Origin of the sequence: Mesorhizobium sp. ES1-1, assembly GCF_020164785.1 — a bacterium.
GTDB lineage: Bacteria > Pseudomonadota > Alphaproteobacteria > Rhizobiales > Rhizobiaceae > Mesorhizobium.
Map to the genome: position 1 here is coordinate 212,646 of NZ_JAIUGX010000011.1, position 13,791 is coordinate 226,436.

The 13,791-nt window shown below is 65.2% G+C and carries 12 protein-coding genes; 7 read left to right on the top strand and 5 right to left on the bottom strand.

The window, feature by feature from the left end; all coding sequences use genetic code 11:
* Window positions 1-5 precede the first annotated feature (5 nt).
* The 5 genes from LB513_RS19795 to hrcA all read right to left on the bottom strand — a co-directional run bounded on the left by LB513_RS19795 (window position 6) and on the right by hrcA (window position 5,036).
* Window positions 6-632 carry a glutathione S-transferase family protein gene (locus tag LB513_RS19795; protein WP_224665195.1) on the bottom strand — a complete coding sequence of 209 codons (627 nt, stop codon included), beginning with the start codon at window positions 630-632 and terminating at the stop codon, window positions 6-8.
* A gap of 395 nt (window positions 633-1,027) precedes the next feature.
* Window positions 1,028-2,008 (bottom strand): cysteine synthase A, encoded by a 981-nt coding sequence (gene cysK, locus LB513_RS19800; protein ID WP_224665196.1) that lies wholly within the window; start codon window positions 2,006-2,008, stop codon window positions 1,028-1,030.
* Between the two features lie 248 nt (window positions 2,009-2,256).
* A complete protein-coding gene (locus LB513_RS19805; protein WP_224665197.1) occupies window positions 2,257-3,621 on the bottom strand; it encodes a PQQ-dependent sugar dehydrogenase in 1,365 nt (454 codons plus the stop codon).
* 104 nt (window positions 3,622-3,725) lie between these two features.
* Window positions 3,726-3,923, bottom strand: a complete 198-nt coding sequence (locus LB513_RS19810; protein WP_224665198.1) for a hypothetical protein — start codon at window positions 3,921-3,923, stop codon at window positions 3,726-3,728.
* 27 nt (window positions 3,924-3,950) lie between these two features.
* Window positions 3,951-5,036, bottom strand: a complete 1,086-nt coding sequence (gene hrcA / locus LB513_RS19815; RefSeq protein ID WP_224665199.1) for a heat-inducible transcriptional repressor HrcA — start codon at window positions 5,034-5,036, stop codon at window positions 3,951-3,953.
* 231 nt (window positions 5,037-5,267) lie between these two features.
* Between hrcA and rph the strand changes: the two genes are divergently transcribed.
* From rph to LB513_RS19850, 7 genes are all read left to right on the top strand, one after another.
* Entirely contained in the window at window positions 5,268-5,984 is a 717-nt protein-coding gene (gene rph / locus LB513_RS19820; protein ID WP_224665200.1) for a ribonuclease PH, read from the top strand.
* A gap of 183 nt (window positions 5,985-6,167) precedes the next feature.
* Window positions 6,168-6,578: a VOC family protein gene (locus tag LB513_RS19825; RefSeq protein WP_224665201.1), complete on the top strand. Its 411-nt coding sequence runs from the start codon at window positions 6,168-6,170 to the stop codon at window positions 6,576-6,578.
* Entirely contained in the window at window positions 6,578-7,234 is a 657-nt protein-coding gene (rdgB, locus tag LB513_RS19830) for an RdgB/HAM1 family non-canonical purine NTP pyrophosphatase (protein WP_224665202.1), read from the top strand. Before LB513_RS19825 ends, rdgB begins: the two co-directional genes overlap by 1 nt.
* Window positions 7,231-8,394 (top strand): radical SAM family heme chaperone HemW, encoded by a 1,164-nt coding sequence (gene hemW, locus LB513_RS19835; protein ID WP_224665203.1) that lies wholly within the window; start codon window positions 7,231-7,233, stop codon window positions 8,392-8,394. Before rdgB ends, hemW begins: the two co-directional genes overlap by 4 nt.
* A 224-nt stretch (window positions 8,395-8,618) precedes the next feature.
* Complete coding sequence (locus tag LB513_RS19840) at window positions 8,619-9,956, top strand: FAD/NAD(P)-binding protein (RefSeq protein WP_224665204.1); 1,338 nt, start codon at window positions 8,619-8,621, stop codon at window positions 9,954-9,956.
* Window positions 9,957-10,312: 356 nt separating this feature from the next.
* Entirely contained in the window at window positions 10,313-11,782 is a 1,470-nt protein-coding gene (locus tag LB513_RS19845) for a pyridoxal-phosphate dependent enzyme (protein WP_224665205.1), read from the top strand.
* Complete coding sequence (locus LB513_RS19850) at window positions 11,779-12,960, top strand: trans-sulfuration enzyme family protein (protein ID WP_224665206.1); 1,182 nt, start codon at window positions 11,779-11,781, stop codon at window positions 12,958-12,960. The genes LB513_RS19845 and LB513_RS19850 overlap by 4 nt, the downstream gene beginning before the upstream one ends.
* Window positions 12,961-13,791 lie beyond the last annotated feature (831 nt).

Below are 13,791 nucleotides of genomic sequence, written 5' to 3' on the forward strand. Positions count from 1 at the left end.
TCCCGTCAGATCGGCCACATCTCGTGGGTCGTGTTGAGTTCCTTCATCAGTTTGTGGTCGCGCAACCGGGCCCGCAGCCTTTCCACGTTCGGCCAGGTCGTACGCGCCTTGTCGATGTCTGGATGCCAGGCGATCAGCATGACGAGGTAGATGTCGGCCAGCGACATCGTCTCGCCGACCAGCCAGTCACGACCTTCCAGAGCGGTTTCGAGAACGGCAAAGCCGAGATCCATCTCGGCAATTGCCGCCTGCTTGACCGCCTTCGTGCCGTCGGGGTCTGATGTATAGCGGTTCGCGTAGTAGAAACGCAGCACCGCCGGATAGAGTGCCGACGACATAAAGGCCATCCAGCGCAGGAACTCGGCGCGGGCCGGCGCGCCGGCTGCCGGCGCCAGGCCGGCTTCGGGATGACGCTCGGCGAGCAGGATGCAGATCGCAGCCGACTCAGTCATCGAGCGTCCATCCGGTAAGGTCAGCACCGGCACCTGGTTCAGCGGACTGATGTCTAGGAAGGCCGGGTCGGGCCGGTCGGTTTTCGGCACGTCGATCTGCTCGAAGGGCGCGTTCGCCAGCGCTAGTGCCGCCTCGACGACAAAGCCGCCGCTGCCCGGACGGGTGTAGAGCTTGTACATGGCATTCTCCCCCAGCCCGGACTGCGGGCCGACAGGATATGAACCGGAAGCCGTGCGCTTCTCAAGCCGGCGGCAGCCGCCACGGGCGGATTTTTCAGCGGGCCAGGGTAAGCACGCCACCTTCGTCATTCCAGGGCGGAGCATGGAGCGAAGCGACGCGCGCAGACCCTGGAATCCATTCCGTGACGCCTATGCGTCACAACCTTGCAGATAGTGGCTTGAAGACCAGCGGCTCCGTTGATTCCGAGAAGACCCGGCAACGGAAGACAAGCATTCTGGAGCCTGGCATTCCTCGGCCAGCGTCATGGAATGGATCCCAGGGTCTCGGCGACGGAGCTTCGCCCTGGGATGACGACCATGAGAGGAGGCCGAGGCCAATCTATGAGGTGTGGAGCCTACGCCCCCAGCCCCTCGAACAGGATGGTGGAGAGATAGCGTTCGGCGAAGGAGGGTATGATCACGACAAGGTTCTTGCCCTTGTTCTCCGGACGCGAGCCGACGACGATGGCCGCCTGCAGGGCGGCACCCGACGAGATGCCGACCGGGACGCCTTCGAGGCGCGCGACAAGGCGCGCATTGGCGACGGACTCCTCGTTCGAGACCTTGACGATCTCGTCATAGATCGTGGTGTCGAGGATCTTCGGCGCGAAGCCGGCGCCGATGCCCTGGATCTTGTGCGGGCCGGGCTGGCCGCCCGACAGCACCGGCGAGGCTTCCGGCTCGACGGCGACGACATGCAGCGAGGGCTTGCGCTGCTTCAGCACCTGGCCGACGCCGGTGATGGTGCCGCCGGTGCCGATGCCGGCGACGAAGATGTCGACCTCGCCATGGGTGTCGTTCCAGATCTCCTCGGCGGTCGTCGTGCGGTGGATCTCGGGATTGGCCGGGTTCTCGAACTGCTGCGGGATGATGGCGTTGGGGATGGTCGCGGCCAGTTCGTCGGCCTTGGCGATGGCGCCCTTCATGCCTTTCGGCCCTTCCGTCAGCACCAGTTCGGCGCCGAGCAGGGCCAGCATCTTGCGGCGCTCGATCGACATCGTCTCGGGCATGGTCAGGATCAGCTTGTAGCCCTTGGCCGCGGCGGCAAATGCAAGCGCGATGCCGGTGTTGCCGGATGTCGGTTCGACCAGCGTGGTCGTGCCGGGCGAGATCTTGCCGGCCGCTTCCAGCGCTTCGATCATCGCGACGCCAATGCGATCCTTGACCGAGGCGATCGGATTGAAGAATTCAAGCTTGGCGATGAGATTGGCAACGATGCCCTTTTCCTTGGCGAATTTGTCGAGCCGGACCAGCGGCGTGTCGCCGATCGTGTCGGTTATCGACTGGTAGATGCGGCCGCGGCCGGGCACGCGGCCGGAAGTGTCAGACTGGTTCATTGGTTTCGCTCCCAGGATCTCAGGCAGATGGAGAATTTCAGGCAGTCATTTCGGCAGGATAAGACTTTCGGCGCGGCAACATAGACCGTCGAGGCAAAATATCCGAGTGGGGCCCGTGTCTGAATCGGGTCTCGCCCGGAAAAGCATTTCGCAGAAAGCCTGTAGCCGGAATGTTTTTGCCGAGTGCGCTTATTTCTCCGACTCTCGGAAGATCCGGTCGTGCGCTTCGTCACGGCACACAGTGGCCCTCAGGAGCGGTCGCCATCATAGGTCACGCGCCAAATGGTGCCGTTGCCGTCCTCGGTCAGGATCAGCGCGCCGTCGCTCGCCACCGCCACGCCGACCGGCCGGCCCCACACCTCGCCCTTGGAGATGACGAAGCCGGTGATGAAATCCTCATACTCGCCGGTCGGCTTGCCATCCCTGAACAGCAGACGAACGACCTTGTAGCCGGTCCTGTTGCCACGATTCCATGACCCGTGCAGGGTTACGAAAGCGTCGCCGCGGTACTCCAGCGGGAAACCGGAACCGCCGGGCAGATCCCTGTCATAGAAGGCGATGCCGAGCGGCGCTGAATGCGCCTGCATCAGCACGTCGGGAATGGTAGCCTTGCCCGCCAAATCGGGACGCTCGCCCTTGTGACGCGGATCCTCATTGTTGCCCACGTAATACCAGGGCCAGCCATAGAACGCGCCTTCCTTGACCGTCGTCGCATATTCCGACGGTACATTGTCGCCGAGCGCGTCGCGCTCGTTGACGACGCACCATAGGGCGCCAGTCACCGGCTGGACGGTCATGCCGGAACAGTTGCGCAGGCCCGTGGCGAGGATGCGGCCGTTCTTGCCATCCGGATCGAAGGCCAGGACGTCGGCACGGCCGTCTTCCGAGCCCCATGTGGCGCCAAGCGGCTTTGACGAGGCCCAGGCCTCGATACCGCCTTCAGGCTCCTTGTCCATATCCTCGGCGACGTTCGATCCCGAGCCGACCGAAAGGAAGAGCGTCTTGCCGTCGGGCGAAAAAACTATGTCCCGGGTCCAGTGATGATTGGATGGGATGTTTTCGATGACGGTCTCCGGAGCCCCGTAGGCCCTCAGGGCACCCTCACGATAGGCGTAGCGCACGACGCTGTCGCTGTTGGCGACATAGACCCATTGCGGATCATTGCCCGGAGGATAGAAGGCAATGCCATAGGGCTGGTTGAGATCGCCGGCAAAGATACCGTCCTCGACCGGCTTGGCGCCGCCCTTTGCAAGCCGGTAGACGCGGATCTGATTGGCGTCGCTGTCGGCGACGAACAGATCGCCATTCGGCGCGATGCGAACTACGCGCGGATTGGCGATGCCAGAAGCGATCAACTCGGCGGAAAATCCAGGTGGCAAGTGCGGCTTCGCGCCGGCCGGCATGTCGGCAAGGCCGGCGCCGTTCGAAGCGGACTGGGTGACATAGGGCTTCGGCAGATCCTCCGGCCGTATCAGGCGACGCACACCGGGCTTGTCGGCGCGCCAATCGCCAAAGGCGGCCGCGCCTTTCAGCGCCGGCTGATCGGCCGCGAAGGCGCAACCGGCAATGACAAGACTGACGGGGACGGCGGCCAGAGAGGCAAAGCGTATCATGGACGTCCTCCAGCGTGCGACCGCAATCCACATTCGGCCACGGCCGGAGGAACGGCGGGCGACCAGGATCGTTCCGCCCGCACGCTGGCTCGACCTACGGCCGTTCAGGCATCGGTGGGGTCGAGATCGCTGTCCAGGCGACTTTCCAATTCGACCAGGTCGTCCGGCAGCGGAAGTCCCATGGCGCGCATCTCGCGCAGCTTTTCGCGCAGCTGCTCCTGCACTTCGCGCACGTCTTCGGGCTGGTTGACCATCTCCTCCAGCAACAGGCTGATCTGGGCCTTGAATTCCTCGAGCGCCATTGTTTTTCTCCCTGCCGTTCCCGCGACCTATCTCAGCATGCGCGAGATAAGCTGCGCCGTGTAGTCGACCATCGGCACGATGCGGGCATAGTTGAGCCGGGTCGGGCCGATGACGCCGAGCGCGCCGACGACGCGGGCGTCCTTGTCGCGGTAGGGCGCGACCACCAGGGACGAACCGGACAGCGAGAACAGCTTGTTTTCCGAGCCGATGAAGATGCGCACGCCCGAGCCCTGCTCGGCAAGGTCGAGCAATTGGATCAGCCCATCCTGCGTCTCCATGTCCTCGAACAGATGGCGCAGCAGTTCGATGTCGGCCTGGGCGGTGACGTTTTCCAGCAGATTGGCGCGGCCGCGCACGATGAGCCGCGCCGGGAGGCCGCTGTCGGCGCCGGCCCAGACCGCCAGCCCCTTCTCGACCAGATCCTGCGAAAGCGTGTCGAGGGCGGCCCTGGTCTCTTCCTTGATGCGGGCGATCTCGGACCGCGCCTCGGCCAGCGTGCGGCCGCGAATATGTGCGTTGAGGAAGTTCGAGGCCTCGTGCAATTGCGAGACGGTGATGCCGGACGGCAGGTCGACGACCCGGTTTTCGACGTCCCCATTTTGCGACACCAGCACCGCCAGCGCCTTGGTCGGCTCCAGCTGGATGAATTCGATGTGCTTGAGCGCCACTTCGTTCTTGGCCGCGAGCACCAGGCCCGCGCCGCGCGACATCCCCGACAGCATCTGGCTGGCCTCGGTCAGCATGTGTTCCAGCGTCGCGCCCGAGCCGGAGGCGCGCACCTGCGCCTCGATGGTGCGGCGTTCCTCGTCCGATAGGTCGCCGAGCTCCATGAACGCATCGACGAAGAAGCGCAGGCCGGCCTGCGTCGGCAGCCGCCCGGCCGAGATGTGCGGCGCGTAGATCAGGCCGAGATGTTCGAGGTCGCTCATCACGTTGCGGATGGTGGCCGGCGACAGCGAGGAGGGAAGAATACGCGACAGGCTGCGCGAGCCGACCGGTTCGCCGTCCTTCAAATAGGAATCGACGATGCGCCGGAAGATGTCGCGCGAGCGCATATCCAGCGATTGCAGCGCGGGCGAGAGCAAACCGGGTTCTACGACTGCTTTGGTCATGCGCGCCAAACCTCCAGCCCGAGGATATAGACTTCGCAACGGCGCGCGCAACCCGGTCTGCCACGGATGGCCCGGGGTCTGTGTCCAATTGCCCGGCGCAAGTCGCCGATCGCCATTGTCCGGGTCGATCCCCGGTGCGTGGCCGGATGACCGGGCCCTTTTCCTTTGCGCCATGCGGCCCATGCGGCTACAAGCCGGCCAAGATTTCAAATTCACGGGAAAGAAGCCTGAATGCGCCCCTCCAAACGCCAATTCGACGAAATGCGCGCCATCTCCTTCGAGCGCGGCGTCTCCAAGCACGCCGAAGGCTCATGCCTGGTGAAGTTCGGCGACACGCATGTGCTGTGCACGGCGAGCCTCGAGGAGAAGGTGCCGGGCTGGATGCGCAATTCCGGCAAGGGCTGGGTGACGGCGGAATACGGCATGCTGCCGCGCTCGACGGGGGACCGGATGCGCCGCGAGGCCTCCGCCGGCAAGCAGGGCGGCCGCACGCTGGAGATCCAGCGCCTCATCGGCCGCTCGCTGCGCGCCGTGGTCGACCTGCAGGCGCTGGGCGAACAGCAGATCACCGTCGACTGCGACGTCATCCAGGCCGATGGCGGCACCCGCACCGCCTCGATCACCGGCGGCTGGGTGGCGCTGTATGACTGCCTGCGCTGGATGGAAGCCAGGCAGATGGCCAGCGTCGCCAAGGTGCTGAAGGACCACGTCGCGGCCATTTCCTGCGGCATCCATGACGGCCAGCCCGTCATCGACCTCGACTATGTCGAGGATTCGTCTGCCGGCACCGACGCCAATTTCGTCATGACCGGCAAGGGCGGCATCGTGGAAATCCAGGGCACCGCCGAGGGCGAGCCTTTTTCCGAGGAACAATTCGGGGAGCTGATGGGCCTGGCCAGGAAGGGGATCCAAAGGCTGGTCAGCTTGCAGCAGATGGCGGTGGCGTAGGGATTAAATGCCGAGCTTGAGCGCCCCCCTCTGCCCTGCCGGGCATCTCCCCCGCAAGGGGGGAGATCAGCTGTGTTCGCGAGTTTCGCCAATCACCAGCGTTGGAAGCCATGAGCCGACCTCGACGCTGCCAATCTCCCCCCTTGCGGGGGAGATGGCCGGCAGGGCAGAGGGGGGCGCCTCGTGATGCCTTCCGCCATCCTGGAATCGGCCCTTTACGTCACCGACCTTGACGCCGCCGAAGCCTTCTACACCGACATAATCGGCCTCAGCCTGCTCACCAAGGTCGAAGGCCGGCATCTCTTCTTCCGCTGCGGCGCCGGCGTGCTGCTCCTCTTCAACGCCGAAGCCACCAGGGTGCCGCCGGCGCCGGATGCCCGGCTGAAAGTGCCGCCACATGGCACTGTCGGCGAAGGCCATCTGTGCTTTGCGGCGACCGCCGACGAACTCGTCGGCTGGAAATCACATCTCGACGCAAAGAAGATCGCCATCGAAAGCGAATTCGAATGGCCGCAGGGCGGTGGTTCGATCTATATACGCGACCCGTCGGGCAATTCGATCGAGTTCGCCGAGCCGAGAATCTGGGGGCTTTGATGCATAGTCTGGATGGCAGGAAGATCGTCGTCGCCAGCCACAATGAAGGCAAGCTGCGCGAATTCGCCGAGCTGATGGGTCCGTTCGGCTTCGAAGCGAAATCGGCCAAGGACTATGGCCTGCCGGAGCCTGACGAGACCGGCACCACCTTCGAGGAGAACGCTTATATCAAGGCGCTGGCCGCCGCGCGCGCCACCGGCCTGCCGGCGCTGTCGGACGATTCGGGCCTGTGCGTCGACGCGCTTGACGGCGCACCCGGCGTCTACACCGCCAACTGGGCCGAAACGCCCGAAGGGGCTCGCGATTTCGCCATGGCCATGCAGCGCACGGAAGTGGCGCTGCAGGCGGTCCGCGCCGCGTCGCCGGAGCAGCGCAAGGGCCGCTTCGTCGCCGTCATCTGTCTCGCTTTCCCCGACGGCGAGGCCGAATATTATCGCGGCGAGGTCGAAGGCACGCTGGTCTGGCCACCGCGGGGCGAGCTCGGCTTCGGCTATGATCCGGTATTCCTGCCCGATGGCCATGAGAAGACTTTCGGCGAGATGACGGCGCAGGAGAAGCATGGCTGGAAGCCCGGCCAGCCGACGGCGCTGTCGCATCGCGCCCGCGCCTTCCAGAAATTCGCCGAGGCGCGGCTTGCCGCGCCAGGACCGGCATGAGCATGCTGCTCGACCGGGCGCCCGGCTTCGGCGTCTATGTGCATTGGCCGTTCTGCGCGGCCAAGTGCCCCTATTGCGACTTCAACAGCCATGTCCGCCACCAGCCGGTCGATCAGGAACGCTTTGCCGCCGCCTTCGAGACGGAGCTGGCGACGATGCGCCAACGCACCGGACCGCGCGAGGTGACCAGCATTTTCCTTGGCGGCGGCACGCCGTCGCTGATGAAGCCGGAGACGGTTGCCAGGGTGCTCGACGCGGTCGCCAGGAACTGGACCGTGCCTGATGGCATCGAGGTGACGCTCGAGGCCAACCCGTCCTCGGTCGAGGCCGAGCGCTTTCGCGGCTACCGCGCTGCCGGCGTCAACCGCGTGTCGCTCGGCGTGCAGGCGCTGAACGATAGGGATTTGCGCTTCCTCGGCCGCTTGCACACTGTCGATGAAGCCCTGCACGCGATCGGCTTGGCGCGGGAGATATTCCCCCGCCTGTCCTTCGACCTGATCTACGCGCGGCCCGGCCAGACTCCGGAAGCCTGGCAGGCCGAGCTCGAACAGGCGATCGGCCATGCCGCCGATCATCTGTCGCTCTACCAGCTGACCATCGAGGAAGGCACGCCGTTCCATGCGCTGCATGCGGCGAAAAAATTCATCATCCCCGACAATGACCACGCCGCCGATCTCTATGCGCTGACGCAGGAGATCACCATGGCGCATGGCCTGCCTGCCTATGAGATTTCCAACCATGCCAGGCCTGGCGCCGAGAGCCAGCACAATCTGACCTACTGGCGCTACGGCGAATATGTCGGCGTCGGCCCCGGCGCGCATGGCCGCTTCATCGAGAATGGCCGCCGCACGGTGACGATCGCCGAGCGGATGCCCGAAACCTGGGCCAATCTGGTCGAGGCCAAGGGGCACGGCATTACCGGCGGCGAGATCCTGACGCGCTCGGAAGAGGCCGACGAATTCCTGCTGATGGGGCTGCGGCTGGCCGAGGGCATCGACCTCTCCCGCTACGAAGCCTTTTCCGGGCGTGGCCTGTCCAGCACACGGCTGTCGATGCTGCAGGGCGAAGGCCTGGTGGCGCCCATCGGCAACGCCCGGCTGCGCGCCACGCCGGCCGGCATGATCGTGCTCGACGCCGTTGTCGCGGACCTGGCGCGGTAGCCACGCAGGCTTTTTTTCCGCGAAGGGTAGCCCTGCTTGGCGTCGAACAACTGGGGAATTGACAACCGGCCCCGCGTATTCGAGTCTATGTCTAGTAATCTTATGGACATTAGAGAATTGGATTCGACCATGCGCGACCACCACGGCACCATGATCGCCCGCGACGCAGTCGCGGTGAAGGCCCAGGCCTGACCCTTGGCGCGTCGTCCAGAGCCGGTTCGCGCATGACCACCGCACGCGCCAATTCGATCATCATCGTCGGCGGCGGCGCCAGCGGCGTCGTGCTGGCCGCGCACCTCCTGAAATCGCCCAGTCCCGATCTTCGCGTGACGCTGATCGAAAGGAGGCCGCATTTCGGCCAGGGCATGGCCTATTCGACGCTGCTGTCGGCGCATGTGTTGAATGTCAACGCGTCGGTCATGAGCGCCTATGCCGACGATCCCGGGAATTTCTGGCGCTGGCTGCTGGAGCGCGGCCTGGCGACGCCCGAACAGGCGCCGGTCTATGCGCCGCGCAGCGTCTATGCGCGCTATCTCAAGGAGTTGCTGGACGATCTCGAGGCGCGCGAACGGGAGACCGGGCGACTGCGCCTGATCCGCGAGGAGAGCCTATCGATCACGCCGACGCCGTCGGGCGTCGACGTGGCGCTCGCCAACGGCACCAGCGTCGTCGCCCGCCTTGCCGTGCTGGCGACCGGCCATGACGAGGAACCGGCGCAGGGACACGCAATCCGGATGGGCTCGGAAGCCGATACGGCGCTGGCCCCGGACAGCCGCGTCATGGTGCTGGGCACCGGCCTCAGCATGGTCGATGCGTTCCTGGCGCTGGAGCAGCGCGGCCACCGAGGCGAGATCATAGCCGTGTCGCGGCGCGGCCTGCTGCCCTCGCCGCACCGCAAGGGCAAGCCGATCAAGCTCGATGTCGCCGACATCCCGCTCGGGACGCAGCTGTCCTATTTCGTCGGCTGGTTTCGCGACCTGATCCGCGAAAACGAGAAGGCCGGCATCGACTGGCGCGACGTGGTCGATGGCCTGCGCCCGTTCAACCAGAAAATCTGGCAGAACTGGCCGGCTTCCGCCAAGCGCCGCTTCGTCGAGCATACCAAGGCCTGGTGGGACATTCACCGCCATCGCATGGCACCGGAAGTCCATGCCCGCGTCACTGAAGCCGTAACGTCGGGCCGCATCCGCCTGGTGGCCGGACGCGTCGTCGGCATAGAACCTGGCGACGGCTTCACCGTGCAGGTCCAAGCGCGCCATACGCAGCGGCTCGAGACCTTCGACGTTGCCCGTATCTATGATTGCAGCGGCATCGTCCGCGACATCTCGGTCTCGTCGAACAGCGTGGTGCGCTCGCTGGTCGATCGCGGCCTGGCGCGGCCGGACCCGCTGCGCATCGGTCTCGACGTGACCGACGATTGCGAGATCATCGCGGGCGACGGCACCGTCTCGGCCAAGATCCTCGCCGTCGGCCCGCTGACCCGCGGCACCTTCTTCGAGATCGACGCCATCCCCGACATCCGCGTCCAATGCGCCAGGCTGAGCAAGCGGCTGCTGGGGTAGCTGTGCCGAGGTTGGTGCTCTACGGCGCCCCCCTCTGGCCTGCCGGCCATCTCCCCCACGGGTGGGGAGATTGGCAGCTTCACTCTTGGCGCTCTTCTCGTTGGCGACGACAATTGGCGAAGGCCTCGACGCCATCCGATCTCCCTCCTTGTGGGGGAGATGGCCGGCAGGCCAGAGGGGGGCGCTGTCCCGCTGTCCTGTCCCGATTTGCGTATTGTTGCCTCGACAACCGGAATTTCATTCCTCGTCTGGGCGGTTGATTGGCACGATCTATCTTCTTTCCGACTGCAAAGGGCAGGAAAAGAGGCTACGCTGCCGTCGCGTCCGAAGCGGCTGCTTGATCATGGAGCATCGATATGAGCGGGCACAGGATCGCTGCGCCAGACAGCGCCCCGGCAGACAGCACCCCGGCGGCCAGCGCTGCCTTGGATGGAGCGATGTCGCGGCTGCGGCCGCCCTATAAGTCGGTTCTTGACCTGATCGGCCAGACGCCTGTGGTCGAGCTGACCAGATTCGACACCGGCAAATGCCGGCTGTTCATCAAGCTCGAGAGCCAGAACCCCGGCGGCTCGATCAAGGACCGCATCGCGCTGTCCATGATCGCGGCGGCCGAGAAGGAAGGCAAGCTCCGGCCGGGCGGCACCATCGTCGAGGCGACAGCGGGCAATACCGGTCTCGGCCTGGCCCAGGTCGGCATTCCCAAGGGCTACCGCATCGTGCTGGTGGTGCCCGACAAGATGTCGCGCGAGAAGATCCAGCATCTGCGCGCGCTGGGCGCGGAAGTGCGCATGACGCGCTCCGATGTCGGCAAGGGGCATGCCGAATACTATCAGGACATGGCCGAGAAGCTCGCCGCCGAGATCCCGGGCGCCTTCTATGCCAACCAGTTCGCCAATCCGGCCAATCCGCTGGCGCATGAAACCACGACCGGGCCGGAAATCTTCGCGCAGCTCGACGGCGATGTCGACGCGGTGGTGGTCGGCGTCGGCTCCGGCGGCACGCTGACCGGGCTTGGCCGCTATTTCGCCGGCGTGTCGCCGAAGACCGAGATGGTGCTGGCCGATCCGGTCGGCTCGGTGCTGGCGCCGCTGATCAAGACCGGCAAGATGGAAGAGGCCGGCAGCTGGACCGTAGAAGGCATCGGCGAGGATTTCGTGCCGCCCAATGCCGATCTGTCGCTGGTGAGGAAGGCCTATTCCATTCCCGACAAGCAGAGCATGCTGGCGGTGCGCGACCTCTTGTCAAAGGAAGGCATCCTGGCCGGCTCGTCCTCGGGCACGCTGCTGTCGGCAGCGCTTCGCTATTGCCGCGAGCAGACCGTGCCGAAACGGGTCGTCACCTTCGTCTGCGACAGCGGCAACAAATACCTGTCGAAAGTGTTCGACGATTTCTGGCTGGCCGAGCAGGGCCTGGCCGAGCACGAGCAGCATGGCGATCTGCGCGACCTGGTGATGCGCACGCACCGCACGGGCGATACGGTCTATGTCGGCCCGGATGAAAGCCTGCTCAACGCCTATGGCCGCATGCGCCGCTCCGATGTGTCGCAGCTGCCGGTGCTGGAGAACGGCAAGCTGATCGGCATCGTCGACGAGAGCGACATACTGGCCAAGGTCGACGGCCCCTATGAGGGCCGCTGGGAGCGCTTCAACGGACCGGTGCGCACGGCGATGACCTCCAGCCTGCATACGCTGCAGGCGAACCAGACGCTGGACGCGCTGCTGCCGGTGTTCGACCGCAACGAGGTCGCCATCATCTTCGACGGCGACGAGTTCGTCGGCCTGATCACCCGCATCGACCTGATCAACCATCTGAGGCGCGCCCGATGACCAGCGACACTCCAACCGCAGGAAAGAACCGGCTGGCCTTCTCGACGCGGACCATCCATGGCGGCCAGAGCCACGACCCGCTGACCGGGGCGGTGATGGTGCCGATCTACGCCACCTCGACCTTCGCCCAGGAATCGCCCGGCGTGCACAAGGGCTTCGAATATGCCCGCAGCCAGAACCCGACCCGCTTCGCCTTCGAGCGCGCCGTGGCCGACCTCGAAAGCGGCAGCCAGGCCTTTGCCTTCGCCTCGGGCCTGGCGGCGATCGGCACCGTGCTGGAACTGCTCGATTCCGGCGCGCATATCGTGGCCACGGACGACATTTATGGCGGCTCCTTCCGGCTGATAGAGCGGGTGCGCAAGCGCTCGGCCAATCTGCAGGTGAGCTTCGTCGACTTCACCGACCTTGCCGCGGTGGAGGCGGCGATCCGTCCCGAGACGAGGATGCTCTGGGTCGAGACGCCGACCAATCCGCTGCTGCGTATCGTCGACCTCGAAGGCGTGGCAGCGCTGGCCAGGCGCAAGGGTCTGCTGTCGGTCGCCGACAACACGTTCTGCAGCCCCTATCTGCAGCGGCCGCTGGAGCTCGGCATCGACATCGTGGTGCATTCGACGACGAAATATCTCAACGGCCATTCTGACATGGTCGGCGGCGTGGCTGTCGTCGGCGACAACAAGGAGCTCGCCGCCCAGCTGAAGTTCCTGCAGAACGCGGTCGGCGCCATCTCGGGCCCGTTCGACAGTTTCCTGGCGCTGCGCGGCCTCAAGACGCTGGCGTTGCGCATGGAGCGCCACTCCACCAACGGGCTGAAGATCGCGCAGTGGCTGGAAGCGCGCCGGGACGTGCGCCGCGTCATCTATCCCGGCCTCGCCAGCCATCCCCAGCACGCCGTCGCCGTGCAGCAGATGCACGATTTCGGCGGCATGATCACGGCCGTGCTCGACCGCGACCTCACCGGCACCAAGCGCTTCCTCGAACGCACGCAATTGTTCACGCTGGCCGAAAGCCTGGGCGGCGTCGAAAGCCTGATCGAGCACCCGGCGCTGATGACGCATGGCTCGATCCCCGCCGAGAAGCGCGCCGAGATCGGCATTTCCGATTCGCTGGTGCGCCTGTCGGCCGGCATCGAGGATGGCGACGATCTGATCGCCGATCTGGACCAGGCGCTGCGGGGCTGAGTGGGGCGGGGATAAGTGAGGACGGCGCCGCCCCTCATTGTCCTGCCGGACATTTCTCCCCGTAAGGGACGGGGAGAAAGAAGCAGCTTCGGCGCCGGCTCTCTTTGCGCATTGCTGGCAATTGGCGAAGCCGGAAGCGACAGCCCCCTCTCCCCGTCCCTATACGGGGAGAGGATGCCGGCAGGCAGGTGAGGGGCAGCGCCGACCGCCTATAGAAGGCGCCGTGCGCTGCACTCACATTCGACAAAGCATAAACGCGTTACGCCGCCCCAAGAGGCGGCGCGCCGTCATTCCAATCTCCTGTCGGGTCAGCGATAGAGCCCGCCCGGCAAGGGCGGACTCCGAGCCGAAAAGCGATCAGCAGCTTGTCTGGTTGGATGGGCAAGCAATAGCCGTCACGTTCGACAGCTTCTCACGACGGTTGAGCGTCGGCTTCTCATAGGTCTTTTTCATGGATAGTCCCCCGTGCCCCAATGGCCGGCGTGCTATGACGCAGCGTCACATGGATTGTCAATGCCGGCTTGGGCCAAAAGCATGACTTCAAGCCTGGCGCCTGTGGTAACTCCGGCACAAGCGAGGATCACACAAGGTCGCGCGCCGACAGGGGCCGGCGCTGGAAACCTTGCAAGGCAGTAAAGAGATATGCCGAAGAACCCCGCCCCCCGAGCAGCGGGTTTCGGAGCGAATTTATCCGCAGGGCTGCGAAGATGTGCAGGCAGCGGCCGTCACGGCCGAAAGCGTCTCGCGGCGGTTCAGCGTCGGCTTCTCATAGGTCTTTTTCATGGATAGTCCCCCGTGCCCCAATGGCCGGCGTGCTATGACGCAGCGTCA

Coding starts and splice junctions, on each gene's coding strand:
- LB513_RS19795 (WP_224665195.1), bottom strand. CDS start 632: ATGTACAAGCTCTACACCCGTCCGGGCAGCGGCGGCTTTGTCGTCGAG.
- cysK (WP_224665196.1), bottom strand. CDS start 2,008: ATGAACCAGTCTGACACTTCCGGCCGCGTGCCCGGCCGCGGCCGCATC.
- LB513_RS19805 (WP_224665197.1), bottom strand. CDS start 3,621: ATGATACGCTTTGCCTCTCTGGCCGCCGTCCCCGTCAGTCTTGTCATT.
- LB513_RS19810 (WP_224665198.1), bottom strand. CDS start 3,923: ATGGCGCTCGAGGAATTCAAGGCCCAGATCAGCCTGTTGCTGGAGGAG.
- hrcA (WP_224665199.1), bottom strand. CDS start 5,036: ATGACCAAAGCAGTCGTAGAACCCGGTTTGCTCTCGCCCGCGCTGCAA.
- rph (WP_224665200.1), top strand. CDS start 5,268: ATGCGCCCCTCCAAACGCCAATTCGACGAAATGCGCGCCATCTCCTTC.
- rdgB (WP_224665202.1), top strand. CDS start 6,578: ATGCATAGTCTGGATGGCAGGAAGATCGTCGTCGCCAGCCACAATGAA.
- hemW (WP_224665203.1), top strand. CDS start 7,231: ATGAGCATGCTGCTCGACCGGGCGCCCGGCTTCGGCGTCTATGTGCAT.
- LB513_RS19840 (WP_224665204.1), top strand. CDS start 8,619: ATGACCACCGCACGCGCCAATTCGATCATCATCGTCGGCGGCGGCGCC.
- LB513_RS19845 (WP_224665205.1), top strand. CDS start 10,313: ATGAGCGGGCACAGGATCGCTGCGCCAGACAGCGCCCCGGCAGACAGC.
- LB513_RS19850 (WP_224665206.1), top strand. CDS start 11,779: ATGACCAGCGACACTCCAACCGCAGGAAAGAACCGGCTGGCCTTCTCG.